Here is a 26,121-nt window from a genome sequence, read left to right as displayed (position 1 = left end):
CTCCGCTGACGGCCTCTCGCTACAGATCCTGAACAGGTTCTGAGCATGGGTGAGTTCGAGCTGATCCGTCGCTACTTCGCCTCGGCCGCCTGTGCGGCCGGCGGCGAGGCAGTGGCTCTGGGGATCGGCGACGACTGTGCGCTCCTGGCGCCCCGGGCCGGCGAACAGCTGGCGATTTCCACCGACACGCTCGTGGTCGGTGTGCATTTTCCCACCGTCTGCGATCCCTTCCTGCTCGGCCAGCGTGCCCTGGCGGTGTCTGCCAGCGACCTGGCGGCCATGGGCGCTTCGCCCATCGGCTTCACCCTCGCCCTGACCCTGCCCGAGGCCGATCCGGCCTGGCTGGAGGGCTTTGCCCGTGGTTTGAACCAGAAGGCGCAGGAGTGCTCGCTGGCACTGATCGGCGGCGATACCACCCGCGGGCCGCTGGCGATGACCGTCACCGTGTTCGGCGGCGTGCCCGCCGGGCAGGCGCTGACCCGTGCCGGTGCGCGTCCCGGTGACCTGCTCTGTGTCGGCGGCCCGCTGGGCGAGGCGGGCGGGGCATTGCCGCTGGTGCTGGGCGAGATGACCACCGAGCCGTCCGTCGCCGAGCCGCTGCTGGCGCGCTACTGGTCGCCGCAACCGCAGCTGGACTTCGGCCAGGCGTTGCGTGGCAAGGCGTCGGCGGCGCTGGATATTTCCGATGGGCTGCTGGCCGACTGCGGGCATATCGCCCGTGCTTCGGGCGTAGCGCTGGTCGTCGAGGCTGAAAAGCTGCCGCCCAGCCCCGCGCTGGAAGCCCTGCTGGGCGCCGAGCGGGCATTGCAGCTCAAACTGGGCGCTGGCGACGACTATGTCCTGGCCTTCACGCTGCCGCCTGAGCACCTGTCGGCGCTTTCGGCGAACTGGCCGCTGCTGTGCGTGGTCGGTAGGGTGGAAGCCGGTTCGGGCGTGTGCGTGCTCGACGGCAACGGTGCCGATATCACGCCGCGTCAGGGCGGCTACCTGCATTTCATGGAGTGACCGTGACAGAACACCCCAACCAGGCCCCGGCCCAACCCGTGCCCCATTCGGTATGGCGCAATCCCTGGCATTTCCTGGCCTTCGGCTTCGGCTCGGGCACCCTGCCGAAGGCGCCGGGCACCTGGGGTTCGCTGGTTGCGCTACCCTTCATACCACTCTGGCAGATGCTGCCGGACTGGGGTTACTGGCTGATGCTGGGCGTCACCATGCTGTTCGGCTTCTGGCTGTGCGGCAAGGTCGCCGACGACCTGCGCGTGCACGATCACGAAGGCATCGTCTGGGACGAGATGGTCGGCATGTGGATCACCCTCTGGCTGGTGCCGGAAGGCTGGTGGTGGCTGCTGGTCGGCTTCGCGGTGTTCCGCATCATCGACATCGCCAAGCCCTGGCCGATCAGCTGGATCGACCGCAACGTCCATGGCGGCGTCGGCATCATGCTGGACGATGTGCTGGCCGGCGTTTTCGCCTGGCTGGTGATGCAAGGCCTGACATGGGGTTGGGCCCACTGGCTGATCTGAGGACGTTCGATGCGCCGACTGCTGTGCCTGCTCCTGTGCCTGTGCTGGCTGCCGGTGGCGTTCCTGTCGATGGCCGTGCCCGCGGCCGCGGCTGCTGACAAGCCCGCCCGGACGCTTGCGGGTGTTCCCGGGGAAATCCAGGTGGTCAGCGAGGTCTGGGTCAACTACACCCAGGCTGACGGTCGTGGCCTGGCCTGGGACCTGTTGCGGGCCATCTACGAGCCAGAAGGCGTACGCCTGAAACTGCGCAGCGAGCCCTACGTCCGCTCGGTCGGGCTGGTGCAGCGCGCCGAGGCGGATGCCTGGGTAGGTTCCTACCGCCACGAAATCGACAACATCATCTATCCGCACTGGCCTTACGACGTCGACCCCATCGGTGCGCTGGGCCTGAACACTTCTCCCCAACCGACGCTCGCCACGCTGGATAGCTACCGCCTGGCCTGGATGCGCGGCTACGCCTTCGACCGCTATCTCGATCACCTGAAGCGGCGCAATGAATTGCAGCGGCGCAGCTCGGCGCTGCCGATGCTCGATGGCCACCGCATCGACTACTTCATCGATGCCCGCCCCGAGCTGGAAGAGATGATCGAGGCCAAGGGTGTCGACGCCAGCGTCTACCACATCACCGATGTCGGCTCGATTCCGCTGTATCTTGGCTTCGCCAACAACGACCGCGGGCGGGCGCTGGCGAAGCTCTACGATTCGCGCATGCAGGCGCTTTACCGCAGCGGCGAGCTGGAGCGCATCTTTGCTCGCTGGCACTGGCCCTACGCCCCGCTGAAACCACTGCTGCCGCCCAAGGAGTGATCGAATGCGCCTGTCCGCCCTGATCTGCCTGTCCCTGTGTTCCATCGCTGCCGTGGCAGCCCCGCAGGTGCAGGTGGTCGGTCTGTTCCCCGGTGCTGCGGTGCTCAATATCGACGGCCAGCGCAAGCTGGTGAAAGTCGGCCAGAGCGGCCCGGAAGGCGTGCAGGTGGTCAGCGCCGACAGCCACAAGGCGGTACTGCGTATCGGCGGGGTCGAGCAGACCTATGAGCTGAGCCGCGAGTACAACAGCGGCGGCTATGCCGCGCCCTCCGCCCGCACCGAGATGAGTATCGCCCGCGGCACCGGCGGCCACTATTGGGTGGCGGGCACCATCAACAACCAGAACGCGCAGTTCCTGGTGGATACCGGCGCCACCTCTATCGCCATGAACGAAGGCGAGGCCCGGCGCCTGGGGATCGATTACCGCGCCAGCGGTACGCCGATGATGGTCTCCACGGCCAGCGGCACCGTCAGGAGCTGGCGGGTGATGCTCAACAGCGTGAAGCTGGGCGGTATCGAGTTGCTGGGCGTCGAGGCGGCGGTGGTCGAAGGCGATTACCCCACCGAGATTCTCCTGGGTATGAGCTTCCTCAACCGCGTCGGCTGGCGGGAGGAACAGGGCATGATGTACATCCAGGCCAAGCACTGACGGCAGGGCTTCTATCAACCGCATCGATGCTTATCTTGCAGAATTCGCAATGACGGTGCGGCTGGCGCTGCTGCTACAATGCCGGTCCTCCTTCCTTAGATAAATCTTTCAGGAGTTTCCGGTGTCTGTCGTTTTCGTCGCCGCCTCCAAGCTGCCCACCCCCTTCGGCGAATTCACCATGCATGGCTTCCTCGACGAGGAAACCGGCAAGGAACACGTCGCCCTGACCATGGGCAAGCTCGATGACGGCCAGCCGGTGCTGGGGCGTCTGCATTCCGAATGCCTCACCGGCGATGCGCTGTTCAGCCTGCGCTGCGACTGCGGTTTCCAGCTCGAGGGCGCACTGTCGGCCATCGCCAAGGAAGGCCGCGGCGTGCTGCTGTACCTGCGTCAGGAAGGCCGTGGCATCGGCCTGATCAACAAGATCCGCGCTTATGCTCTGCAGGATGAGGGCGCCGATACCGTGGAGGCCAACCTGGCCCTGGGCTTCGGCGCCGACCAGCGCGACTACGCCATGTGCCTGCCGATGCTCAAGCACCTGGGCGTCTGCTCGCTGAAGCTGATGACCAACAATCCGCGCAAGGTCAAGGCGCTGGAAGGCTATGGCCTGACCGTCGCCGAGCGGGTGCCGCTGCACAAGGGCCTGAACCCGCACAACAAGCGCTACCTGCAGACCAAGGCAGGCAAGCTGGGCCATATGCTGGGCAATATGCATCAGGGCGAAGCCGAGGCCGAGGTCTCCGCGTCGTGAATCGCGCCGCTGCCCGGCGCCGGCTGAATCTGATCTGGTGGCTGCTGCTGGCGCTCGCACTGGCACCGCAGCACCTGATGCTGGCGCTGGTGGGCGATGCGCCGTTCTCGGACACGCTGGCCACGCCGGTGTTCGTCGTCGGCCTGGTGTCGATGTTCCTCACCCTGCCGTTGTTCCGTCGCTACAAGCACGCACTGATCGCTACCGGTAAGGCTCGCGATGGCGCGGACGAGCCTGCGGCCTGGCAGGCACTGGGTGCCGCGCAGCGCCGTGGTGCGCTGGTGGGCAGTATCCCGGCCTGGATCGGCGCCCTGGCGGTGCTGGTCGACCTGCATGGTGTGCCGGTCCTGCTGCTGGGCTTCGCCAGCCTGGTCATCCTCTGGCTGTATCGCCTGCCGCGCCAACTGGCCTGATGCGCCGCTTCCTGTGCCTGCTCCTGCTGATCGCCGGTTTGCCGGTGGCGGCGGCAGAGCGGGTGATCAGCCTGGCGCCCTCGCTCACCGACATGGTCCTCGAACTGGGCGCCGCCGACCGGCTGGCCGGCCTGCTCGACGGCGGGCCACGTCCCGAGCCCCTGAAAGGCCTGCCGTCCGTCGGACGTTACGGTCAGGTCAATCTCGAACAGATTCTCGCCTTGCAGCCCGACCTGTTGCTGGTCTGGCCTGGCGCGGTGCCTGATGCGCAGTTGCGGCGCCTGAAGGCCGTGGGTATTCCGCTCTACGTGGCCGATCCGCACCGTCTGGACGATATCTCCCGGCAATTCCGCGAATTGGGCGAGCGCCTGGGGCAAGCGGAGAAGGGTCGCGCGTTGGCGCAAGCCTTCGATGTGCAAATGGCGCAGTTGCGTGCGCAATACCGGCGCGAGCAGCCACTCAGGGTGTTCTACCAGGTGTGGGACCGCCCGCTCTACACCGTCGGCGGTCGACAGATCATCAGCGAGGCGCTGGAAGTCTGCGGTGGCCGCAACCTGTTCGCCGATCTCGACCTGCCGGCGCCACAGGTGGGGCAGGAGGCCGTACTGGCCCGTGATCCGCAAGTGATCCTGGCGGCCAGCGACGAGCAACTGAGCAGTTGGACCGGCATGCGGCAACTCAGCGCTACGCGGCTCAAGCAGCTCTGGGTAGTGCCGGATCGCAACCTGGAGAAGCCGAGCTTCGCGATGCTCGATGCCACCGGGAAGCTTTGCCGGTTGCTCGCGGGTGCCAAGGCCGACGACTGAGTCGGCCGGGTTCGCGAGCAAGCTCGCTCCTACAGGTAACCGGAAGCACCAGTGCGCTCTTTGTAGGATCGACGGGGACGCCTAGTTCTTGCTTGCGAACCTCCGTATCCGGCGACAAGGAGCAGACCGCAGGGCGGAAAACCCCGAACGGGTTATCCGCCCTGCGTCCACGCCCCTCGGGGCCTGAGGTCAGAACCCCTCCAGTACGATCTTGCCCTTGGCCGTGTTGCTCTCCAGCAGTGCGTGGGCGCGGCGCAGGTTGGCGGCGTCGATCTTGCCGAAGTGCTCGCCCAGGGTGGTTTTCAGCACGCCGCTGTCGATCAGCCCGGCCACGCGCTGCAGCAGCTTGTGCTGTTCGATCATGTCGTCGGTCTGGAACATCGAGCGGGTGTACATGAACTCCCAGTGCAGCGACAGGCTCTTCTGCTTGAGCAGCCGCACGTCGAGGTTCTCCGGGTCGTCGATCAGCGCCAGGCGGCCCTGCGGGCGCAGGCTGGCGACGATTTCGGGCAGGTGCTGCTCGGTCTGGTTCAGGCTGGCCACGTGGGTGACTTCGCCGATGCCGATGCGCTTGAGCTCTTCGCTCAGCGGCTTGCGGTGGTCGATCACGTGGTGCGCGCCGAGGTTGCGCACCCATTCCTGGGTTTCCGGGCGCGAGGCGGTGCCGATCACGGTCATGCCGGTGAGCTGGCGCGCCAACTGGGTAAGGATCGAACCGACGCCGCCGGCCGCGCCGACGATCAGCAGGCTCTGGCCTTTGCTGGCGCTGCCCGCGGCCACCTGCAGGCGGTCGAACAGCAGTTCCCAGGCGGTGATGGTGGTCAGCGGCAGGGCGGCGGCGTGGGCGAAGTCCAGGCTCTGCGGCATGGCGCCCACGATGCGCTCGTCGACCAGTTGCAGTTCGGCGTTGCTGCCGGGGCGGGTCAGGTCGCCGGCATACCAGATCTTGTCGCCCGGTTTGAACAGGCTGACCTCGCTGCCCACGGCGCGGACCACGCCGCTAGCGTCCCAGCCGAGCACCTTGTGCTGGCCTTCGGCGGGCTGTGCGCGCTGGCGCACCTTGGTGTCCACCGGGTTGACGGAGACGGCGCGCACCTCCACCAGCAGGTCGCGCGGGCCGGGCGTGGGTTCGGGCAGCTGGATGTCGAGCAGCGAGTTGGCGTCGCTGCTGGGCAGGCTCTGGGTGTAACCAATGGCTTTCATGGGAATTCCTATTCGCTTTGAACGGTCAGTCGATGCGGTTCATCAGGCGGATATCGAGTTCCGCCAGGTCAGGTTCGGCGGCCTTCACGAAGGCCTGGAAGTGTGGGCTGGCCTCGTGCTCGGCCAGGGCATCCTCGTCGCGCCACTGCTCGATCATGTAGATCAGCTCGGCGTCCTTGATATCGCGGTGCAGGTCGTACTGCAGGCAGCCGGCCTCGGCGCGGGACGGCGCGAGCATGCCGTGCAGGCGCTCCTGCAGGCTGTCGGCGCGGCCGGGCTTGGCGCGAATGATGGCGATCAGGGTCAGGCTCATCCGGGTATCTCCAGTTGGGCAGGGAAGGTGAGGGCATGCTGCTCTCTTTCATCGGGAAGAAAAACCGCGTAAGTAGAGAGTCTCTTTCAAAGGATTTTTGAAAATGCTGCGCTTCGACGACCTGCAGATATTCGTCCGCACCGCGGAGCGCGGCAGTCTCTCTGCTGCCGCCCGAGAGCTGGAGCTGTCGCCAGCCGTGGCCAGTGCCGCGCTCAAACGCCTGGAAAGCGAGCTGGACGTGCGCCTGTTCGCCCGCTCGACCCGCAGCCTGCGCCTGACCGCCGAGGGTGAGCTGTACCTGGCCCACGCCCGCGCTGCGTTGCAAAGCCTGGATGACGGTCGTCAGTTGCTGGCGGGCGGCAAGAGCGAGATCGCCGGCAACTTCCAGGTATCGGCGCCCTCGGATTTCGGCCGCAACGTGCTGCTGCCCTGGCTGGACGAATTCCAGGCGCTGCACCCGCGCATGAACCTGCGCCTGCTGATCAGTGACCGTCAGGCCGATCTCTACCGGCAACCGGTGGACGTGGCTTTCCGCCTGGGGTTGCCGGGGGACTCGAACCTTGTCGCGCTTCCGCTGGCGCCGGACAACCGTCGGGTGCTCTGCGCCGCGCCCGAGTACTTCGCTCGCCACGGCAAGCCGCAGCACCCGGACGAGCTGCAAAAGCACAACTGCCTGCTGTACATGCTGGGCGGCCGAGCTCACGAGCGCTGGCGTTTCAGCGACAGCCGCAAGCAACACGAGGTGACGGTGCGCGGCGATCGTCTCTGTGACGACGCCGACGTGGTGCGGCGCTGGGCCGTGGCGGGGCAGGGGCTGGTCTACAAGTCCTGGCTGGACGTGGCGGCCGATGTGCGTGCCGGCCGGTTGGAGGTGGCGCTGGCGGATTACCTGGGCGAAGCCACGCCGATGAACCTGTTCTGCACCCACCGCGCGCAGCTCAGCCGGGCGGTGACCCAGCTGCGCGAGTTCGTCCAGTTGCGCTGCGCCGAACTGATGCGCGAGCGCCCCTGGGCCTGAAGCCGGGTCAGAGCGGTGTGTAGCGGTGAATGGCCGACGACAGCCCCCAGGCGCTGGCTACCGCCAGCAGCACCATGGCGGTCGGCAGCAGGCTCCACCAGATGCGCGGCGCCAGGGCCGGCAGCTCGCTGCGGCGCTGGCTTATCCACAGGCTGGCGGCGCACACCGCCGCGCCGAGCAGGGCGCCGGCGATGATGTCGCTGGGCCAGTGGGCGCCCAGATAGACGCGGGACAGCGCAATGCTCGCCGCCGGAATCACCGCCAGCAGCATCCAGGTCAGGCGCACCCGCGGGGACTTCTCCCGGCTGGCCAGCACCCCGAGTACCAGGAAGAAGGCGAAGGACGCCGAACTGTGGCCGCTGGGCATGCTGAAGGCGGACAGCGGATCGGCGATCACCTCGGGCCGGGCGCGGCCGAAGAGATGCTTGAGCGCGGTGTTGAGCAGCGCGGTGCCGACCATGGTGCCAGCCGCGAAGAAGGCATGGCGCCAAAGTCGCAGGGCGGCCAGCAGCGCCGCCAGCAGCGCACCGGCGATGAACTGGGTGCGGAAGTCGCCGACGCGGGTGACGGCCACCATCACATGGTCCAGCCACGCGTGGCGGTGTTCCTGCACCAGCGCCATCAGGCCCTTGTCCAGGGCGTCCAGGTGCGGCCAGCCGATCAGCATGGCGAACAACAATACGAAGCAGCCGACGGCGCCGATCAGCGGAGCATTGCGCTCCTTGCGCAGCTCGGCGTGGATCACCAGGGCGAACACCACTGCGATGCACGCGGCAACCACACCGGCCTCCGGCCAGAAGCCTTCGGGCAGCGGCAGGCGCATGGCCGCACCGGTGGCCCAGCCAGGCACCAGGTAGGCGATGGACCAGCCGGCGGCGGCGATGATGGAAACGCTGACGAAGCGGCCGAACGGCATGTCCAGCATGCCCGCAACCATCGGCAGGAACGGCCGCAGCGCGCCGATGAAGCGGCCCACCAGCAGGCTCGCCACGCCATAGCGGTGGAAGAACCCTTCCGCGCTGGCCATCCATTCCGGATGGTGGCGCAGCACTGGCAGGCGGCGGATGTCCTGGTGGAAGTGGCTGCCGATCCAGTAGGACGACAGGTCACCGAGCAGGCCGCCGAGGAACGCCAATGCCAGGGTTTCCCCCAGCCCCAGGGCGCCGCTGCCGGCCAGCATGGCGATGGCGAAGAGCATCACCACGCCGGGCAGGATGATGCCGATGATGGCGGCGCATTCGAGGAAGGCGACCAGGAACAGGACCAGGGCGAGCCATTGCGGATGGGTGGCCATCCAGGTGTTGAAGGCGGCGAGATCGATCATCGGAAGGTGGCGTCCTGGGTTCCGAGCAGGTGGTAGTCATGGCCTTCGACCTGGCCGCGGCGCAGTGGGTTGCGCGTGCAGAAGGGCGCGAAGGCGGCATCGACGAAGCGGTACTGCAGGTGTTCGTCGCGGCCGTGGGGAATGCCCAGGCGCGCGGCCTGGATAACGTGCGCGGGCGTTTCGCCAAGGTCGTCGACGAACAGGCGCTGCGGGTCGAAGCGCTGGGCGTCCCACTCCGGCACTTTCAGGCCCATGGAGCGGCAGAGCAGGGTCTGGCCGTTGCACAGCTTGCCCAGCGGACGCTCGCTGCCGTCGGCGGCGGGGTTGAGCCGACGCATGGCGGCCAGTGATTCGTCACCGGAGATGCGATCCATCCAGGGGTGCCCGGACTTGATCAGTACCGCATTGCCGGCGCCGCCGGCGCTGAAGTTCAGCGAGTCGCCGCCACGCGCGTAATACATGTAGATGTGCCCGCCATCGAGGAACAGCGCCTTGCGCTTCTCGGTGTAACCGAGCGATGCGTGGCTGCCTTTCTCGGCCAGGTAATAGGCCTCGGTCTCGATGATCCGCGCGGAGAGCCACAGGTCGCCGACCCGATGGCGGATCACCTTGCCCAGCAGTTCGCGGGCGACGGTCAGGGCATCGCGATTGAAGAAGGCGTCCGGCAGGGGATTGGCCCCTGGCCAGGGCAAACTTAGGTTGGGTTCGGCGGGCATCGGATTGTCGCGGTTCTCGGGCCGGTCTTAGGCTGGGGAATCATAACAACAAGATTCTTAAGCATGGCTGAACGGATCCGGGCCGACAGCGCCCACATTACCCCCAGCGCGCACTACACCGGTTACGTCTGGTATCGCCACCAGCTTGCCGATCCGGCCTTCGCCACGGCGTTCGGCCGCTGGGTGCACGGTTGCGTGGCGCCGATCAACTGGGGCGCGCGGGTCGGCTTCGGACTGAATATCGAAGACTTCCTGTTACAACGTCACCTGCTGATCGATGCCCGGCTGACCCAGGCCATCGAGTCGCGCGGCGTTTCCCAGGTGGTCGAGATAGCCTGTGGTTTGTCGCCCAGGGGCCGGCGTTTCCGTCAGCGCTATCCCCAGCTGACCTACCTGGAAGCCGACCTGCCGCCCATGGCCGCGCGCAAGTCGGCGTTGCTGCAGGAGCAGGGCTGGCTGGACGGCAAACATCGCGTGCGTGCTGTGGATATCCTTGCTGAAGACGGCGAGCAGAGCCTCGCCGCGTTGCTCTCCGGACTGGACCCAGAGCGCCCCGTGGTGGTGATTACCGAGGGGCTGGTGAATTACTTCCAGCGCCCGGTGATCGAGGGCTTCTGGTGTCGATTGGCCGTGGCCCTGCGGCGCTTCCCCGAGGCGACCTACCTGACCGAACTCTATCCCGACCTGCGCGAACACCCGCGCTACCGGCAGATTCGCTGGGGCGTCGGGCTGATCGGCAAGCTGACGCGGGGTGGCTATCCGCTGCATTACCGCAGCGCGGCGGAAATCGAGCAGGCGTTCGTTGGTTGCGGGTTTGGCCGGGTGGGCGTGCTCGATCCGCAGGTGGACGGTGTGGGGCTGGGCTTGCCGAAAGGGCGGATGCCGAGTCTGGTGCGGGTGATCGAGGCGCGGCTTTAGGTTCGGGACTGTTCGGGGCTGGGCGGTTCGCGAGCAAGAACTAGGCGTCCCCCTCGGTCCTACGAAGAGCAGCCGCGGCTTATTCGGGGGGCATGCAGGGGCGAGCTTGCTCGCGAACAATATCAATGCAGGACGCTTGTGCCCGCGCTTCCCCCTCACCCCAGCCCTCTTCCAGGGGGAGAAGGAGTCATTCGGTGCAGGCCTGCGCAGCTGACGTTTCGCATGATGCCGTTCCAGTCCCCTCACCCTTCTGGGAGAGGGAAGAGCCCGGCCTCCGAAATCGCCACATTCAAACCATCAAGCCGCACACGCCCCCTGCTGCATCGGCACCACCATCGCCGCCAGCGCTGCGCTGGCCTGCGGGTCGCCGTGGGCGAAGATGAACGCCAGGCCGTCGCCGCTGTAGCGCAGCGGCAGGATATCCAGTTCCGGCAGCCCGGCGGCGGCGAGCTTCCAGCCGCGCGCAGGGCGATCCGCCGGCAGCTCGACGCGGATCAGGCCACCGAAATAGCCCAGCTCCGCCAGCTCGCAGCGCCATTCGCCGCCCTCGCCGTTGCGCAGTACGGCGCGCCGATCGGCCGGCGCCAGGCGCGCTTCGAAGCGGCGCTCCAGGTGCAGCAGTTGCTGGCGCTGGAAGCGCGTGCTGCCGGCGGCGCTGCGTGGCAGAGGCTCGCCGAGCAGGAACGGGTTGTAGAGCCGCGCACAGGCATCGCGGCGTTCGAACTGGGCAAGGTGGTCGGCGTCGTGGATCAACGCAAACTCGGCATCGGCGCACGCGTGGGCGAACTCGGCGTGTTCCCACGGCTGGGTGAAATGGTCGTACTCGCCGGCCAGCACCAGGGTTGGGCATTGCGGGTGACGTTCGAAGCCGCCGAAGGCCAGCAGGCGCTGGCTGTTCTGCCGGTAGCGTTCGATTTCCGCTGGTGTCAGGCGCTGCAGCTGGCGCAACAGGGCCTTGCGGAACACCGGGGATACACCGGTATCGCCCAGGCGCAATGGGTTGATCAGGCCGGTCAGCACGCCATGGGCGAAGGGCTCCTGCTCGCCCAGTTCCAGGCGCGCCAGGGCTTCGATCAGCAGGGCGCGGGCGCCGGGTCGGCCGAAGGCGGTGATGCCGGCCAGCAGCAGGCGACCACAGCGCGCCGGGTGGCGGGCGGCGAACAGCGCTGCCAGCGCCGAGCCGTACGACAACCCGATCGGCATCAGGGGCGGCAATTGCAGGGTTTCGGCGAAAGCGGCGATGAGGTCGGCCAGGTCTTCCAGGCTCAGCTGGGGCGCCAGTTGCAGGTTGCCGCCCTGGCTGGGCAGGTCGAGGAGGATCACCGGGTGCCCGGCGAGCAGCTCGGAAACCTCGCTGGCGAAGGAGCGGAAGCTCTGGAAGGCACCGCCCAGCAGCAGGACCGGCGGGCGGGTGTCATCTTCCCTGGAGGAAAAGGCCTGGTAGTGCAGTTGCCAACCGTCCAGTTCCAGCACCGCCGGGGCGGCGGTCAGGGCCTGGGCGCTGTAATCGGTGCGATAGCGCATGGCAGTTCTCCGGCGGTGGGCCGCCTCTTGTTGTTCTTCCCTGGCGTGCCTCCCTGGCTATGCGATCGCAACGGGGGCAATGAGCCATGCTTGCAAGGTAACCAGCCGATACGAATTTGGTTACCCAACCTTCGGGCGGCAGAAGCGGGCGGGGGATGGGCGGATGTCACCGTTTGGCCGATGGGGCGTGGCGTGGGAGGGGGTTGGCGTTACGTGCGGTGCGCCGCTGACCGGCCGGCTGCTGTGGCTGGCCGCTGAGGGGGCGCTCCCGCTATACTTGCGCATTTCCCTCACGCAGACGCGTTTGATCATGACCGAGTCCGTTCTCGACTATATGAGCCGCCTGGGCCGCGCCGCCCGTGAAGCGTCGCGCGTCGTCGCGCGCGCCACGACCGCGCAGAAGAACCAAGCCCTGCTGGCCGCTGCCGATGCCCTGGATGCCGCCCGCGCCCAGCTGACCGAAGCCAACGAGCAGGATCTGGCCAATGGCCGTGCCAATGGTCTGGAGCCAGCCATGTTGGACCGCCTGGCCCTGACTCCGGCACGCATCGATGACATGATCGAGGGCCTGCGCCAGGTCGCCACGCTGCCGGACCCGATCGGCGAGATCCGCGACATGCGCTATGTGCCGTCCGGTATTCAGCTGGGCAAGATGCGCGTGCCGTTGGGCGTGGTGGGGATCATCTACGAGTCCCGTCCGAACGTGACCATCGACGCCGCCAGCCTGTGCCTGAAGTCGGGCAACGCCACCATCCTGCGCGGCGGCTCCGAGGCGATCCATTCCAACCAGGCGATTGCCGCGTGCATCCAGACGGGCCTGGCCAAGGCCGGCCTGCCGGCCAGCGTCGTGCAGGTGGTGGAAACCACCGACCGCGCCGCCGTCGGCGCGCTGATCACCATGCCCGAGTACGTGGACGTCATCGTTCCGCGCGGCGGCAAGGGCCTGATCGAGCGCATCAGCCGCGATGCCAAGGTGCCGGTGATCAAGCACCTGGACGGCATCTGCCACGTCTACATCGACGTCGCCGCCGATCTGGACAAGGCCATCCGCGTCGCCGACAACGCCAAGACCCAGCGCTATGCGCCGTGCAACACCATGGAGACGCTGCTGGTGCACGCCGGCATCGCCGACCGCGTGCTGCCGCCGCTGGCTGCCATCTACCGCGACAAGGGCGTGGAACTGCGTGGCGACGCGGCGACCCGCGCGCTGCTGGGCGCCGACGTGCTGGAAGCCACCGAGGAAGACTGGCGCACCGAATACAACGCGCCGATCCTGTCGATCCGCATCGTCGACAACCTCGATGCGGCCATCGAGCACATCAACACCTACGGCTCACAGCACACCGACGCGATCATCACCGAGAACTTCACCGATGCCCGCCGCTTCCTCACCGAAGTGGACTCGGCCTCGGTCATGGTCAACGCCTCGACCCGCTTTGCCGATGGCTTCGAGTACGGCCTGGGCGCGGAGATCGGCATTTCCACCGACAAGCTGCACGCCCGCGGTCCGGTCGGCCTGGAAGGGCTGACCAGCGAGAAGTACGTGGTGTTCGGCGACGGGCACGTGCGGACCTGATGAACAAGGCGCGTTCCCGGCGTGTCGGTCTGTTCGGCGGCACCTTCGATCCGGTGCACATCGGCCACCTGCGCAGTGCGCTGGAGATGGCAGAGCAGCTCGAATTCGACGAGCTGCGCCTGATCCCCAACTTCCGCCCGCCGCATCGCGACACCCCCCAGGTGCTACCTGCGCAGCGGCTGGCGATGGTCGAGCTGGCGGTTGCCGGCGTAGACCCGCTGGTGGTCGATGACCGCGAGCTGAAGCGTGACAAACCCTCCTACACCATCGACACCCTGGAGTCGCTGCGTGGGGAGCTGGATGAGCAGGACCAGTTGTTCCTGCTGGTCGGCTGGGACGCATTCTGCGGCCTGCCGACCTGGCATCGCTGGGAAGAGTTGCTGGAGCACAGTCATATCGTCGTGCTGCAGCGCCCGGATGCCGACAGCGAGCCGCCGGAAGACCTGCGCGACCTGCTGGCGGCGCGCAGTGTTGCCGACCCGAAGGCGATGATCGGCCCCGCCGGGCAGATCACCTTCGTCTGGCAGACGCCGCTTGCAGTTTCCGCCACGCAGATCCGCCAACTCCTGTCGCAGGGGCGCTCGGTGCGCTACCTGGTGCCGGATGCGGTATTGAACTATATCGAGGCGCACGGCCTGTACCAGGCGCCCCACTGAACAAGTCAGAGAGTCATACATGCAAACCGAACAACTGGTCGAACTGACCATCGCCGCCCTGGAAGATCTCAAGGCGCAGGACATCACCGTCATCGACGTGCGCGAGAAGACCAGCATCACCGACGTCATGGTCATCGCCACCGGCGCCTCCAGCCGTCAGGTCAAGTCGCTGGCCGACAACGTGCTGGAAAAGGTCAAGGAACAGGGCGTGCGCCCGATCGGCAGCGAAGGCCAGGAAGGTGGCGAGTGGGTCCTGATCGACCTCGCCAACGTCGTGGTCCACGTCATGCAGCCGGCCACCCGCCAGTTCTACGACCTGGAGCGTCTGTGGCAGGGCGCCGAGCAGAGCCGCGCGTCCCACAGCGCCGAGTAAGCGTGCCGTGCGCCTGCGTCTGATCGCGGTTGGCTCGCGCATGCCGCGCTGGGTGGAAGAGGGCTGGGCGGAGTACGTCAAGCGCCTGCCCTCGGAGCTGTCCCTGGAACTGGTGGAAATCCCGTTGAACACGCGCGGCAAGAATGCCGACGTGGCACGGCTGATCCGCCAGGAAGGCGAGGCCATGCTGAGCAAGGTCCAGCCCGGGGAACGCATCGTCACCCTGGAAGTCGAAGGCAAGCCCTGGAGCACCCCCCAGCTGGCGCAGGAACTCGACCGCTGGCGCCTGGACGCGCGCACCGTCAACCTCATGGTCGGCGGGCCGGAAGGCCTGGCGCCGGAGGTCTGCGCGCGCAGCGAGCAGCGCTGGTCGCTGTCACCGCTGACCCTGCCGCACCCGCTGGTGCGCATCCTGGTCGGCGAGCAGATCTACCGCGCCTGGACAGTGCTGTCCGGGCACCCCTACCACAAGTAGTCGTAGCCGTTTTCGATGCCGCAGCCGATACAGCTCAAGGACCACGAGAAGGACGCCCGCCTGGTCCGCGCCCGCGTCATCGTCGGCGGGGTGGCGATCTTCCTGCTCGCCCTTGTGCTGGTGGCGCGTATGTATCACCTGCAGGTGACGCAGTACGACTACCACTCGACGCTGTCGGAGAACAACCGCGTCCACGTGCAGCCGATTCCGCCCAATCGTGGGCTGATCTTCGACCGCAACGGGGTGATCATCGCCGACAACCGTCCCAGCTTCAGCCTGACGATTACCCGCGAACGTACGGAGAACCTGCAGGATACGTTGAAGAACCTCGTCGAAATCCTCGGATTGACCGAGGAAGACAAGGCCATCTTCGAGAAGCGCATGAAGCAGGGGCGGCGGCCGTTCGAGCCGGTGCCGATCATGTTCGAGCTGTCCGAGGAGCAGATCGCCCGCATCGCGGTGAACCAGTACCGCCTGAACGGCGTCGACGTGGCCGCGCAATTCGTCCGCCATTACCCGCTGGGCGAGCACTTCGCCCACTCGGTCGGCTATGTCGGGCGGATCAACGAGGCGGAACTGAAGAAGCTCGACCCGGTGGCCTATTCGGGCACCCACCACATCGGCAAGACCGGCGTGGAAAAATTCTACGAGGATGCGCTGCACGGCACGGTTGGCTACGAGGAAGTCGAGACCAACGCCCGCGGTCGCGTCCTGCGCGTGCTCAAACGTACCGAGCCGGTCTCCGGCCGTGACATCGTGCTGAGCATCGACAGCAAGCTGCAGGCTGCCGCGGAAACCGCACTGGCCGGCCGCCGCGGCGCCATCGTGGCGATCCAGCCGTCCACCGGCGAGGTGTTGGCGATGGTCAGCCAGCCGGCCTACGACCCCAACCTGTTCGTCACCGGCATCAGTTTCAAGGATTACGCGGCGTTGCGTGACTCCGAAGATCGCCCTCTGTACAACCGCGTGCTGCGCGGCCTGTATCCGCCGGGCTCGACGGTGAAACCGGCGGTGGCCATTGCGGGGCTCGACGCGGGTGTGGTGACGCCCACCAGCCGTGTGTTCGACCCCGGCTTCTACCAATTGCCCAACTACGACCACAAGTACCGCAACTGGAACCGCACCGGCGACGGCTGGGTCACCCTGGAGACCGCGATCATGCGGTCCAACGACACCTACTTCTACGATCTCGCCCACAAGCTGGGGATCGATCGGCTGCACGACTACATGAGCAGGTTCGGCTTCGGCCAGCGCGTGGCCCTGGACATGTATGGCGAAGCTGACGGCCTGATGCCGTCCCGCCAGTGGAAGCGTGCCTTGCGCCGGCAGGCCTGGTTCCCGGGGGAAACCCTGATTCTGGGCATCGGCCAGGGCTACATGCAGTCCACCCCGCTGCAACTGGCGCAGATGACCGCGCTGCTGGCGAACAAGGGCAAGTGGATTCGCCCGCACCTTGCCAAGACCATCGACGGCAAGCCGCCGGTGGACGAAGACCCGATGCCGGACATCCAGCTCAAGGATCCGAACAACTGGAACCTGGTGGACTACGGCATGCAGCAGGTAGTCCACGGCGCCCGCGGTACCGCCCACAAGGTCGGCGCCACGTCCGTCTACCGCATTGCCGGCAAGTCCGGTACCGCGCAGGTCGTGGCGATCAAGCAGGGGGAGAAGTACAACCGCTCCAAGCTGCTGGAGCGCCATCGTGACCACGCGTTGTTCGTCGGCTTCGCCCCGGCGGACAATCCGCAGATCGCCGTGGCGGTGATGGTGGAGAACGGCGAGTCCGGCTCCGGCGTCGCCGCCCCGGTGCTCAAGGCCGTGACCGATGCCTGGCTGCTGGACGAGACCGGCAAGCTCAAACCCGAATACGCACCTCAGGCCACGGCGGAGGCGCCCAAACCATGACCAAGAACGGAAACTTCGACCGCACGCTGTCCAGCGAAGATGTGATGAAGCGGCGCTCCAGTCTGCTGCAGCGCCTGCATATCGACGGCCTGCTGCTGCTGTTGCTGGTGACCCTCGGCTCGGTCGGCCTGTTCGTCCTGTACTCTGCCAGCGGCAAGAGCTGGGACCTGCTGATCAAGCAGGCGTCTTCCTTCGGCCTGGGCCTGGGCGCGATGTTCGTGCTGGCACAGATCGAGCCGCGCTTCCTCGCTCGCTGGGTGCCGCTGGGCTACCTGATCGGCGTGGCCCTGCTGGTGGTGGTGGACGTGATGGGCCACAACGCCATGGGCGCGACCCGCTGGATCAACATTCCCGGGGTGATCCGCTTCCAGCCGGCGGAATTCATGAAGCTGCTGATGCCCATGACCATCGCCTGGTACCTGTCCAAGCGCGCCCTGCCGCCGGGCTTCAAGCACAGTGTGATCGGCCTGGCGCTGATCGTCGTGCCCTTCGTGCTGATCCTCAAGCAGCCGGACCTGGGTACCGCCATGCTGGTGCTGGCCTCCGGTTCCTTCGTGCTGTTCGTCGGCGGCCTGCGCTGGCGCTGGATCATCACCGCCGTCTCGGCAGCGGTGCCGGTCGCGGTGGGCATGTGGTACTTCGTCATGCACGACTACCAGAAACAGCGCGTGCTGACCTTCCTCGACCCGGAAAGCGACCCGCTGGGCACCGGCTGGAACATCATCCAGTCCAAGGCAGCCATCGGTTCGGGTGGCGTCTTCGGCAAGGGCTGGCTGCTGGGTACGCAATCCCATCTGGATTTTTTGCCCGAAAGCCATACGGACTTTATCATTGCCGTGCTCGGCGAAGAGTTCGGCCTGGTCGGGGTGTGCCTCCTGCTGGTGCTGTACCTGCTGGTGATCTACCGGGGGCTGGTGATCACGGCGCAGGCGCAGACGCTGTTCGGCAAGTTGCTCGCCGGCAGTATCACCATGACCTTCTTCGTGTATGTGTTCGTCAACATTGGTATGGTCAGCGGGTTGTTGCCAGTGGTGGGGGTACCGCTGCCCTTCATTAGTTACGGCGGAACTTCGCTGGTGACCCTGATGTCAGGGTTCGGCGTTTTGATGTCGATCCATACCCATCGGAAGTGGATCACCCAGGTTTGATGACAAGAGTGAAGAACGGAATGCAAGTACTGCGCGCCTGGGCTGCCAGGGGGGTACATTGGGTCGGAATCGCGGGGGCGATCGGCGTGTCCGGCGTTGCTGCCGCGGGCGACTACGATGGTTCGCCCCAGGTCGCCGAGTTCGTCAGCGAGATGACCCGTGACTACGGCTTCGCCGGCGAGCAGCTCATGGGCCTCTTCCACGATGTGGAACGCAAGCAGTCCATCCTCGACGCCATCTCCCGCCCTGCCGAACGGGTGAAGACGTGGAAGGAATACCGTCCGATCTTCGTCACCGACGCGCGCATCAACCGCGGCGTGGACTTCTGGAACCAGAATGCCGAAGCCCTGGCCCGTGCGGAGCAGGAATACGGCGTACCGGCCCAGTACATCGTCGCCATTATTGGCGTCGAGACCTTCTTCGGCCGCAACACCGGCAACTTCAAGGTGATGGACGCGCTGTCCACCCTGGGCTTCGACTACCCGCCGCGCGCCGACTTCTTCCGCAAGGAGCTCAAGCAGTTCCTGCTGCTGGCCCGCGAACAGCAGGTCGACCCGCTCAGCCTGACCGGCTCCTACGCTGGCGCGATGGGCCTGCCGCAATTCATGCCGAGCAGCTTCCGTGCCTATGCCGTGGACTTCGACGGCGACGGCCACATCAATATCTGGAGCGACCCCACCGATGCCATCGGCAGCGTCGCCAACTACTTCAAGCAGCACGGCTGGCACACCGGCGAGCCGGTGGTGTCGCAGGCGGAAATCGGCACCTCCACTGCCGAGGACGCGCTCACTCAGGGCCTCGACCCGCAGATGAACCTCGGCCAGCTACGCTCCCAGGGCTGGCGTACCCATGACGTGATTCGCGATGACCTGATGGTCACCGCCATGCGCCTGGAGGGCGCGCAGGGCACCGAGTACTGGGTCGGCCTGCCGAACTTCTATGTGATCACCCGTTACAACCGCAGCGCCATGTACGCCATGGCGGTCCATCAGCTGGCCGGCGAGATCGCCAAGGCACGAGGTGTCCATTGAGCAAGCGAATCGCAAGTCCCGGCCTCTGGTCGTTGGCCGCCTGCGTTGGCCTGAGCAGCGTGTTCCTCGCCAGTTGCACCGGCAACCGCGCGCCGCAGCAACAGCAGCCGGTCGCCAGTAGCGGCATTTCCGGCCCGTACGACTACAACCGTCCGCACCGCGACGGCGCGCCCTGGTGGGACGTCGACGTCTCGCGCATCCCCGATGCCGTGCCGATGCCGCACAACGGGCCGTTCAAGAACAACCCCTACACCGTGCTGGGCAAGACCTACTACCCGCTCAATAACGCCAGTGCCTACAGCGTGACCGGCACGGCGTCCTGGTATGGCACCAAGTTCCATGGCCAGGCCACTGCCAACGGCGAGCAGTACGACCTGTACGGCATGACCGCCGCGCACAAGACCCTGCCGCTGCCCAGCTACGTGCGCGTCACCAACCTGGACAACGGCAAGAGCGTCATCGTCCGCGTCAACGACCGCGGCCCGTTCTACTCCGACCGGGTGATCGACCTGTCCTTCGCCGCCGCCAAAAAACTCGGTTACGCCGAAACCGGCACCGCGCACGTCAAGGTCGAGGGCATCGACCCCGACCGCTGGTGGGCTTCCCAGGGCAAGCAGCCGCCGATGATCATGGCCTTGCCGAAGATGGCCTCGCAGCCCGCCGCCGCGCAGCCACAGGCGGTCGCCATGGCCCAGCCCATCGAGACCTACACCCCGCCGCCGGCGCAACACGCCGTACCGGTGGCGCCGGTCCAGATCGACTCAAAAAAAAACGCTTCATTACCAGCCGATGGCCTGTATCTCCAGGTGGGTGCCTTCGCCAACCCGGACGCTGCGGAGCTGCTCAAGGAGAAAGTCGGCGGCCTGACGGGGGCGAAATCCTTTATCAGCTCGGTCGTGGTCAACCAGCAGACCTTGTACCGGGTGCGCCTGGGGCCGATCGGAACGCAGGATGAAGCAAGCCGGATGCAGGACAGCATCCGCGTGGCCAACCTTGGCCAACCCAAGCTCGTGCGCCTGGACTGAGTTCCACCGCACTTGCGATAGCGGCACATAGAGGCCGCCTCACGAGTTCCCCCGCGGGGGATTGTTTGACCATTAGTGAACCCCAGAGAGACGGATGAACATCTTCAACTTCGCCAAACGCCTGTCCTTGCTCGTGCTGTTCAGCGCCCCCGTGGCCAGCTGGGCAGCTGAAGTCGTTCCCGCCGCCCCGCAACTCGCGGCCAAGGCCTGGGTGCTGATGGACGGCGCCAGCGGCAACATCCTGGTCGAGAACGCCGGCGACGAGCGCCTGCCGCCCGCCAGCCTGACCAAGCTGATGACCGCCTACATCGCCACCAAGGAAATCGAAGGCGGCCGTATCGCCGAATCCGACCTGGTCACCGTCAGCGAACATGCCTGGCGCACCGGCGGTTCGCGCATGTTCATCAAGGTCGGCTCCCAGGTCTCGGTGAGCGACCTGCTGCACGGCATCATCATCCAGTCCGGCAACGACGCCTCGGTCGCCCTGGCCGAGCACATCGCCGGCAGCGAAGACGCCTTCGCCGACATGATGAACACCACCGCGCAGAAGCTGGGCATGACCAATTCCCACTTCATGGACGCCACCGGCCTGCCCAACCCGGACCATTACTCGTCCGCCAAGGACATGGCTGTACTGGCCCGCGCCATCATCTACGGCGAGCCGACCCACTACGCCATCTACGCGCAGAAAGAGTTCTTCTGGAACAACATCAAGCAGCCCAACCGCAACCTGCTGCTGTGGCGTGACAAGACCGTCGACGGCCTGAAGACCGGCCACACCGACGAAGCCGGCTATTGCCTGGTGGCTTCCGCCGTGCGCGACGGCCAGCGCATGATCGCCGTGGTGTTCGGCACCAACAGCGAACAGGCCCGCGCCGCCGAGACCCAGAAGCTGCTGACCTACGGCTTCCGCTTCTTCGAATCGCAGACCTTCTACAAGAAGGGCGCCGAGCTGACCAAGGCCATGGTCTGGAAAGGCTCCGACCACGAAGTGAAGGCCGGCCTGTCCGAAGACCTGACCATGACCGTACCGCGCGGCCAGCTCAAGCAGCTGCAGGCCAACATGGTTGTCGAACCGAACCTGATGGCGCCGATCCAGCAGGGCCAGGTGATCGGCAAGGTCGAGGTCAAGTTGGGTGACAAGGTCGTCCGCACCTCTGATCTGGTCGCCCTGAACGCCGTGGAAGAAGGCGGTTTCTTCCGCCGTATCTGGGACAGCATCCGCCTGTTCTTCTTCGGTCTGTTCAACTGACCGCCTGTCCCGGCCTTGCACTTTTGTATACAAGGCCGGGATTGACCCGCCCGCGCAGTCGCAAACTCGGGTAAAATGCCCGCCTGCGACTGCCTGGTCCCCCCGTGGTCCGGCAGTTGCCGTCCGATCCACCCGGAGCGCCCCACCCGGACGCTCATGCGGAGGCGGGCCATCCGCCCGCGACAGCCATGACTGATACCCCTGATACCGCTGACACCCCAGAACAGCCTGCACCGAAGATCGAGTTCCCTTGCGAACGCTATCCGATCAAGGTCATCGGCGACGCCGGGGAAGGCTTCCCGGACCTGGTCGTCGAAGTCATCCAGCGCCACGCGCCGGACCTCGACATCACCACCCTGGTCACCCGTGACAGCCGCAACGGCCGCTTCCTGTCCGTGCAGGTGCTGATCACTGCCACCGGCGTCGACCAACTGCAGAACATCCATAAAGACCTGCGCGCCACCGGCCGCGTCCACATGGTGCTCTGATGGGCGAAACGCTGGGCTTTCGTGAGCTGGGCATCCTGCCTTACGAGCCGACCTGGCACGCCATGCAGCGCTTCACCGCCGAGCGCGAACCTGTCACGCCCGATGAAGTCTGGCTGCTCGAGCACGAGCGCGTATTCACCCAGGGGCAGGCCGGCAAGGCCGAACACGTGCTGTTTCCCGGCGACATCCCGGTCGTCCAGGTCGACCGCGGCGGTCAGGTGACCTACCACGGCCCCGGCCAGTTGGTCGCTTACCTGTTGCTCGACGTGCGCCGCTCCGGCATCGGCGTGCGCGACCTCGTCTCGCGCATCGAACAGAGCCTTATCGGCCTGCTGGACAGCTACGGTGTTTCCGCTGTGTCCAAACCCGATGCTCCGGGCGTCTATGTGGACGGCGCGAAGATCGCATCCCTCGGCCTGCGCATCCGCAATGGCCGCTCCTTCCATGGTCTGGCCTTGAACGTGGACATGGACCTGGAACCCTTTCGACGCATCAATCCCTGCGGTTACGCAGGCATGGCCATGACCCAGCTCAGTCAGCTGGCTGGCCCCATCGCATTGGCCGATGTGCGCGAGCGCCTGCGTGGCGAACTCGTCGAACGCCTTGGCTACGCGGCACAGAAGACCCTAACGGGCGGGATCTAACCTAGATGAGCACTGTTGTGGAGAACTCCGGTCAGGCCGCCCCGGCTGCCAAGCCCGGCAAGGTGGAAGTTGGCGTCAAGCTGCGCGGCGCAGAAAAGGTCGCGCGCATTCCGGTGAAGATCATCCCCACCGACGAACTGCCGAAGAAGCCCGACTGGATTCGCGTGCGCATCCCCGTTTCCCCCGAGGTCGACCGCATCAAGCAACTGCTGCGCAAGCACAAGCTGCACAGTGTCTGCGAGGAAGCCTCCTGCCCGAACCTGGGCGAGTGCTTCTCCGGTGGCACCGCGACGTTCATGATCATGGGCGACATCTGCACCCGTCGCTGCCCGTTCTGCGACGTCGGCCATGGACGTCCGAAGCCGCTGGATGTCGACGAGCCGACCAACCTCGCCATCGCCATCGCCGACCTGCGCCTGAAGTACGTGGTGATCACCTCGGTGGACCGCGACGACCTGCGTGACGGCGGCGCTCAGCACTTCGCTGACTGTCTGCGCGAGATCCGCAAGCTGTCCCCTGGCGTCCAACTGGAGACCCTGGTGCCGGACTATCGCGGCCGCATGGACATCGCCCTGGAAATCACCGCCAACGAGCCGCCGGACGTGTTCAACCACAACCTGGAAACCGTCCCGCGCCTGTACAAGTCGTCCCGTCCGGGCTCCGACTTCGAGTGGTCGCTCGACCTGCTGCAGAAGTTCAAGCAGATGGTGCCGCACGTACCGACCAAGTCCGGCCTGATGCTCGGCCTGGGCGAGACCGACGAGGAAGTCATCGAAGTCATGCACCGCATGCGCGAGCACGACATCGACATGCTGACCCTCGGCCAGTACCTGCAGCCCTCGCGCAACCACCTGCCGGTGCAGCGCTTCGTCCACCCGGACACCTTTGCCTGGTTCGCCGAGGAAGGCGAGAAGATGGGCTTCAAGAACGTCGCTTCCGGCCCGCTGGTACGTTCCTCGTACCATGCCGACCAGCAGGCGCACGGCACCAAGATCGGCTGAGCCGTCGGTTCTGCTAGGAAAAAGGCGCCCTTGGGCGCCTTTTTCGTTCAGCTCTTTTGCCGGAGCTGTCCGAGTAGCGCCGGGGTCGGATAGCCGTCCGCCGGCGAGCCGATCGACTGCTGGTAGGCTCGGATTGCCTTGCGGGTATTGGCGCCAATGATGCCGTCGGCAGTTCCCGGCTGGTAGCCGCGCTGCACCAGCAGTTGCTGCAGTTCGATACGCTCCGAGCGGCTCAGCGGCGTGTCCTCCAGCGGCCAGCTCCCCGCCAGTTGTCCGCCGCCCCTGAAACTGTCGGCCAGGAGGCCCACAGCGAGCGCGTAGGAGGTCGAATTGTTGTACTTGAGGATGGCGCGGAAGTTATCGGTCACCAGGAAGGCCGGGCCGCGATAGCCGGCGGGCAACAGCAGTGAAACACTGGCTTGCGGGTCGCTCGGCAGGTTCCCGCTGGCTACCTTGATGCCCTGGCGCAGCCACTCGTTCATCGGTTTGCGGATGTCCATGTCGGCCTGGGCATAGTCGAAGCCCTGCGGCAGGCGCACTTCGAAACCCCAGCTCTGGCCTTGCTGCCAGCCGGAACTCTTCAGGTAGTTGGCGGTGGAGGCCAGGGCGTCGGGGGACGAGCCCCAGATGTCGCGGCGACCGTCGCCATCGAAGTCCACGGCGTAGCGGTTGTACGTGGTCGGGATGAACTGCGTCTGCCCCATGGCGCCGGCCCAGGAGCCGATCATGTTGCTGGCGGGCACGTCGCCGTGCTGGAGGATCTGCAGCGCGGCGATCAACTGGTCGCGGCCGAAGTCCGGGCGACGGCCCTCGTAGGCCAGGGTGGCGAGGGAGCGGATGACGTTCTTGCTGCCCATCTGCTGGCCGAAGTTGCTTTCCATGCCCCAGATTGCCACGACGGCCTCCCGCTCTACGCCGTAGGTTGCGTCGATGCGCTGCAGTACCTCGGCGTTCTCTTGCAGGCGGTCCTGTCCGTTGTGTACTCGCGCGGATGACACCGCGCTTTCCAGGTATTGCCAGACGGGACGGCTGAACTCGGGTTGGCTGCGGTCGGCAGTGACAACCGATTCATCCGGCTCGATGCCTTCGAATGCGCTGTCGAAGGTTGAAGCGCTGATGCCTGCGGCGAGTGCCTGTGCGCGGAAGCCGTCGCGCCATTGGGCGAAGCTCTGCGTGGGTTGCGCGCGCTCGGTGGCGACGCCTTTGGGCGGTGGCTCGGTGCAGGAGGTCAGCAGGCCGAAGCTGGCCAGGGACAGGGCGGCGACGAGCAGGCAGCGTTGGCCGACAACGGGTGAAACAGGCTTGCGCATTGCTCTCCTCGGGTACTGGCAGGCGAGGGGCCACCTTAACATGGCCATTGTGACGCGTCTGCGCTGGGCAGAGGCGACGGATACGCAAGGTTCGACGGCCGCCGCGGTGGAAAATTCCCGCCACCGGGCGGCCGAGCCCGCGGGTGAACCGTCAAGGCATTCCTGCCAGTGTGATCCTGGTTATTGCTTGGGGCTGGCGCCGGTTTCCTTGTCGACCTTCGGGGCGCTCTGGTCGAGTTCCTTGAGCATGTCGTCGTAGGCGGCACAGTCGTCCGGGCGCTGTTCGCTGGAACGGGACTTCTTCATTTCCGCGAGTTTTTCGTTGAGCTTCTGCGCGCGCTGGGGATCGCTGCGGGTGACTTCGGTGACCTTGGCGGCGACTTGCTTGCCTTTGGCTTCGGCTTCCTGGTCGGAGCAGAACGCGTGGGCGGAGAGGCTGAAGGGAAGAGCGAGGATGGCGGCTATCAGGGGCGTTTTCATGGTCGGACCTCCAGGTGCGTGGCTGTCCGGTTGAAAGCGAAAGGGCAGGGGTGGTTCAGGTTTTCTGCTGTTTCAGGCCGCCAGAAGCGAAGAAGCCTCCCAGTTACGGGAGGCTTCGCGGCGGTAGCTGCCTTTGCCTTTGGCCGGCTGTTCCTGGCGGCTGCGGAACAGGGGCTGTGCGATCAGGGACTTGGCCTTGTTCGGCCGTTTGGATTTCTTCGCCATGGGGCTTTCCTCGTTGAGGCCGGCGCCGTTGCCGGCGCGCAAATGTTCCGCCTATCTGGTACGCCTGTCCAATGCCTTTGGTCAGCCGGCGCTCGGGCCAAGGCCGCGGAAGGTCATTCGGGACTACGCTGGCTGCGGCGCACCTTCCTGGCGCATCGGACAGCTACGAGGACCAGAGCGATGAAGTTTCTCTGCATGATCTATTTCGACGAACACAAGGCGGCAGGGCTGCCGGAGGCCGAACTGCGCGGCATTGTCGATGAGTGCATGACCTACAGCGAGCAACTGCGCCGCAGCGGCAACTACATTGCCGCCAACGCGCTCCTGCCCACCGCCACGGGGCGCACGCTGCGCGGCCAGGGTGAGAGGCTGGCAGTGACGGACGGGCCATTCGCCGAGACGCGGGAGCAACTGGGCGGTTTCTACCTGATCGAGGCCCAGAGCATGGAGGAGGCCGAGCGTATCGCCGCGAAGATTCCGCCGGGGCGGTTGGGGTGTGTGGAGGTGCGCCAGGTTCGCGAGTGGGAGTGAGGTCGTTGGGGTAAGTCAGGTCCTGCAGGTTGCGAG

30 protein-coding genes are annotated in these 26,121 nt (G+C 66.1%); 22 read left to right on the top strand and 8 right to left on the bottom strand.

Annotated features, from left to right (window positions below; translation table 11 throughout):
• Positions 1–45: 45 nt before the first annotated feature.
• From thiL to A9513_RS07275, 7 genes are all read left to right on the top strand, one after another.
• A complete protein-coding gene (thiL, locus tag A9513_RS07305) occupies positions 46–1,005 on the top strand; it encodes a thiamine-phosphate kinase (protein ID WP_065084349.1) in 960 nt (319 codons plus the stop codon).
• A 2-nt stretch (positions 1,006–1,007) separates the two neighbouring features.
• Positions 1,008–1,523, top strand: coding sequence for a phosphatidylglycerophosphatase A (locus A9513_RS07300; protein WP_024764007.1), 516 nt, complete (start codon positions 1,008–1,010; stop codon positions 1,521–1,523).
• Between the two features lie 69 nt (positions 1,524–1,592).
• Positions 1,593–2,330 (top strand): ABC transporter substrate-binding protein, encoded by a 738-nt coding sequence (locus A9513_RS07295; RefSeq protein ID WP_255302826.1) that lies wholly within the window; start codon positions 1,593–1,595, stop codon positions 2,328–2,330.
• Between the two features lie 4 nt (positions 2,331–2,334).
• Positions 2,335–2,979 carry a TIGR02281 family clan AA aspartic protease gene (locus A9513_RS07290; protein ID WP_024764005.1) on the top strand — a complete coding sequence of 215 codons (645 nt, stop codon included), beginning with the start codon at positions 2,335–2,337 and terminating at the stop codon, positions 2,977–2,979.
• Positions 2,980–3,100: 121 nt separating this feature from the next.
• Positions 3,101–3,730 carry a GTP cyclohydrolase II gene (gene ribA, locus A9513_RS07285; RefSeq protein WP_024764004.1) on the top strand — a complete coding sequence of 210 codons (630 nt, stop codon included), beginning with the start codon at positions 3,101–3,103 and terminating at the stop codon, positions 3,728–3,730.
• Positions 3,727–4,143 (top strand): MFS transporter, encoded by a 417-nt coding sequence (locus A9513_RS07280; RefSeq protein WP_065084347.1) that lies wholly within the window; start codon positions 3,727–3,729, stop codon positions 4,141–4,143. The genes ribA and A9513_RS07280 overlap by 4 nt, the downstream gene beginning before the upstream one ends.
• Positions 4,143–4,949 (top strand): cobalamin-binding protein, encoded by an 807-nt coding sequence (locus A9513_RS07275; RefSeq protein ID WP_065084346.1) that lies wholly within the window; start codon positions 4,143–4,145, stop codon positions 4,947–4,949. The genes A9513_RS07280 and A9513_RS07275 overlap by 1 nt, the downstream gene beginning before the upstream one ends.
• A gap of 189 nt (positions 4,950–5,138) precedes the next feature.
• Here the strand turns inward: A9513_RS07275 and A9513_RS07270 are convergent, their stop codons facing one another.
• Together A9513_RS07270 and A9513_RS07265 are read right to left on the bottom strand one after the other, a co-directional pair.
• Positions 5,139–6,152, bottom strand: a complete 1,014-nt coding sequence (locus A9513_RS07270) for a zinc-binding alcohol dehydrogenase family protein (RefSeq protein WP_065084345.1) — start codon at positions 6,150–6,152, stop codon at positions 5,139–5,141.
• 25 nt (positions 6,153–6,177) lie between these two features.
• Positions 6,178–6,465 (bottom strand): putative quinol monooxygenase, encoded by a 288-nt coding sequence (locus tag A9513_RS07265; protein ID WP_024764000.1) that lies wholly within the window; start codon positions 6,463–6,465, stop codon positions 6,178–6,180.
• 103 nt (positions 6,466–6,568) lie between these two features.
• Here A9513_RS07265 and A9513_RS07260 point away from each other — a divergent pair, with 103 nt between their 5' ends.
• Positions 6,569–7,483: a LysR family transcriptional regulator gene (locus A9513_RS07260; protein ID WP_038803588.1), complete on the top strand. Its 915-nt coding sequence runs from the start codon at positions 6,569–6,571 to the stop codon at positions 7,481–7,483.
• 7 nt (positions 7,484–7,490) lie between these two features.
• Here the strand turns inward: A9513_RS07260 and A9513_RS07255 are convergent, their stop codons facing one another.
• Both A9513_RS07255 and A9513_RS07250 read right to left on the bottom strand, forming a co-directional pair.
• On the bottom strand, positions 7,491–8,807 hold the full coding sequence (locus A9513_RS07255) for a bifunctional DedA family/phosphatase PAP2 family protein (RefSeq protein WP_065084344.1): 1,317 nt from the start codon (positions 8,805–8,807) through the stop codon (positions 7,491–7,493).
• Positions 8,804–9,523 carry a DNA-3-methyladenine glycosylase gene (locus A9513_RS07250; RefSeq protein ID WP_065084343.1) on the bottom strand — a complete coding sequence of 240 codons (720 nt, stop codon included), beginning with the start codon at positions 9,521–9,523 and terminating at the stop codon, positions 8,804–8,806. Before A9513_RS07250 ends, A9513_RS07255 begins: the two co-directional genes overlap by 4 nt.
• Positions 9,524–9,586: 63 nt before the next feature.
• On the opposite strand from A9513_RS07250, the gene A9513_RS07245 reads away from it, so the two are divergent.
• On the top strand, positions 9,587–10,441 hold the full coding sequence (locus A9513_RS07245; protein WP_065084342.1) for a class I SAM-dependent methyltransferase: 855 nt from the start codon (positions 9,587–9,589) through the stop codon (positions 10,439–10,441).
• 297 nt (positions 10,442–10,738) lie between these two features.
• Here the strand turns inward: A9513_RS07245 and A9513_RS07240 are convergent, their stop codons facing one another.
• A complete protein-coding gene (locus tag A9513_RS07240) occupies positions 10,739–11,965 on the bottom strand; it encodes an alpha/beta fold hydrolase (protein WP_065084341.1) in 1,227 nt (408 codons plus the stop codon).
• 310 nt (positions 11,966–12,275) lie between these two features.
• Here A9513_RS07240 and A9513_RS07235 point away from each other — a divergent pair, with 310 nt between their 5' ends.
• The 12 genes from A9513_RS07235 (at position 12,276) to lipA (ending at position 23,539) form a co-directional block, all read left to right on the top strand.
• A complete protein-coding gene (locus tag A9513_RS07235) occupies positions 12,276–13,541 on the top strand; it encodes a glutamate-5-semialdehyde dehydrogenase (protein ID WP_024763996.1) in 1,266 nt (421 codons plus the stop codon).
• Positions 13,541–14,197 (top strand): nicotinate-nucleotide adenylyltransferase, encoded by a 657-nt coding sequence (nadD, locus tag A9513_RS07230; RefSeq protein ID WP_024763995.1) that lies wholly within the window; start codon positions 13,541–13,543, stop codon positions 14,195–14,197. Before A9513_RS07235 ends, nadD begins: the two co-directional genes overlap by 1 nt.
• A 19-nt stretch (positions 14,198–14,216) precedes the next feature.
• Positions 14,217–14,570 (top strand): ribosome silencing factor, encoded by a 354-nt coding sequence (gene rsfS, locus A9513_RS07225; RefSeq protein ID WP_024763994.1) that lies wholly within the window; start codon positions 14,217–14,219, stop codon positions 14,568–14,570.
• Between the two features lie 7 nt (positions 14,571–14,577).
• Complete coding sequence (gene rlmH / locus A9513_RS07220; RefSeq protein ID WP_015475414.1) at positions 14,578–15,045, top strand: 23S rRNA (pseudouridine(1915)-N(3))-methyltransferase RlmH; 468 nt, start codon at positions 14,578–14,580, stop codon at positions 15,043–15,045.
• A 15-nt stretch (positions 15,046–15,060) separates the two neighbouring features.
• The gene (gene mrdA / locus A9513_RS07215) at positions 15,061–16,950 is read left to right on the top strand and encodes a penicillin-binding protein 2 (RefSeq protein WP_024763993.1); all 1,890 of its coding nucleotides are present in this window, start codon (positions 15,061–15,063) and stop codon (positions 16,948–16,950) included.
• A gap of 44 nt (positions 16,951–16,994) precedes the next feature.
• Positions 16,995–18,098, top strand: a complete 1,104-nt coding sequence (gene rodA / locus A9513_RS07210) for a rod shape-determining protein RodA (RefSeq protein ID WP_024763992.1) — start codon at positions 16,995–16,997, stop codon at positions 18,096–18,098.
• Between the two features lie 8 nt (positions 18,099–18,106).
• On the top strand, positions 18,107–19,129 hold the full coding sequence (gene mltB, locus A9513_RS07205) for a lytic murein transglycosylase B (RefSeq protein WP_139092950.1): 1,023 nt from the start codon (positions 18,107–18,109) through the stop codon (positions 19,127–19,129).
• The gene (locus tag A9513_RS07200) at positions 19,126–20,154 is read left to right on the top strand and encodes a septal ring lytic transglycosylase RlpA family protein (RefSeq protein ID WP_065084340.1); all 1,029 of its coding nucleotides are present in this window, start codon (positions 19,126–19,128) and stop codon (positions 20,152–20,154) included. Before mltB ends, A9513_RS07200 begins: the two co-directional genes overlap by 4 nt.
• A 94-nt stretch (positions 20,155–20,248) precedes the next feature.
• Positions 20,249–21,406: a D-alanyl-D-alanine carboxypeptidase family protein gene (locus A9513_RS07195; RefSeq protein ID WP_024763989.1), complete on the top strand. Its 1,158-nt coding sequence runs from the start codon at positions 20,249–20,251 to the stop codon at positions 21,404–21,406.
• Positions 21,407–21,594: 188 nt separating this feature from the next.
• Positions 21,595–21,894, top strand: a complete 300-nt coding sequence (locus A9513_RS07190) for a DUF493 domain-containing protein (protein WP_024763988.1) — start codon at positions 21,595–21,597, stop codon at positions 21,892–21,894.
• The gene (gene lipB, locus A9513_RS07185) at positions 21,894–22,538 is read left to right on the top strand and encodes a lipoyl(octanoyl) transferase LipB (protein WP_065084339.1); all 645 of its coding nucleotides are present in this window, start codon (positions 21,894–21,896) and stop codon (positions 22,536–22,538) included. Before A9513_RS07190 ends, lipB begins: the two co-directional genes overlap by 1 nt.
• 5 nt (positions 22,539–22,543) lie before the next feature.
• Positions 22,544–23,539, top strand: a complete 996-nt coding sequence (gene lipA / locus A9513_RS07180; RefSeq protein WP_024763986.1) for a lipoyl synthase — start codon at positions 22,544–22,546, stop codon at positions 23,537–23,539.
• A gap of 47 nt (positions 23,540–23,586) precedes the next feature.
• Here the strand turns inward: lipA and A9513_RS07175 are convergent, their stop codons facing one another.
• From A9513_RS07175 to arfA, 3 genes are all read right to left on the bottom strand, one after another.
• Positions 23,587–24,849, bottom strand: coding sequence for a lytic murein transglycosylase (locus A9513_RS07175; protein ID WP_065084338.1), 1,263 nt, complete (start codon positions 24,847–24,849; stop codon positions 23,587–23,589).
• 180 nt (positions 24,850–25,029) lie between these two features.
• On the bottom strand, positions 25,030–25,329 hold the full coding sequence (locus tag A9513_RS07170) for a hypothetical protein (RefSeq protein ID WP_024763984.1): 300 nt from the start codon (positions 25,327–25,329) through the stop codon (positions 25,030–25,032).
• Between the two features lie 72 nt (positions 25,330–25,401).
• The gene (arfA, locus tag A9513_RS07165; RefSeq protein WP_037006939.1) at positions 25,402–25,554 is read right to left on the bottom strand and encodes an alternative ribosome rescue factor ArfA; all 153 of its coding nucleotides are present in this window, start codon (positions 25,552–25,554) and stop codon (positions 25,402–25,404) included.
• A 180-nt stretch (positions 25,555–25,734) separates the two neighbouring features.
• Here arfA and A9513_RS07160 point away from each other — a divergent pair, with 180 nt between their 5' ends.
• A complete protein-coding gene (locus A9513_RS07160) occupies positions 25,735–26,085 on the top strand; it encodes a YciI family protein (protein ID WP_024763983.1) in 351 nt (116 codons plus the stop codon).
• The last annotated feature ends 36 nt before the right edge of the window (positions 26,086–26,121 follow it).

The sequence above is a fragment of the Pseudomonas sp. AU12215 genome, from assembly GCF_001675465.2.
Lineage (GTDB): Bacteria > Pseudomonadota > Gammaproteobacteria > Pseudomonadales > Pseudomonadaceae > Pseudomonas > Pseudomonas nitroreducens.
This window is presented reverse-complemented; position numbering and strand designations above follow the sequence as displayed.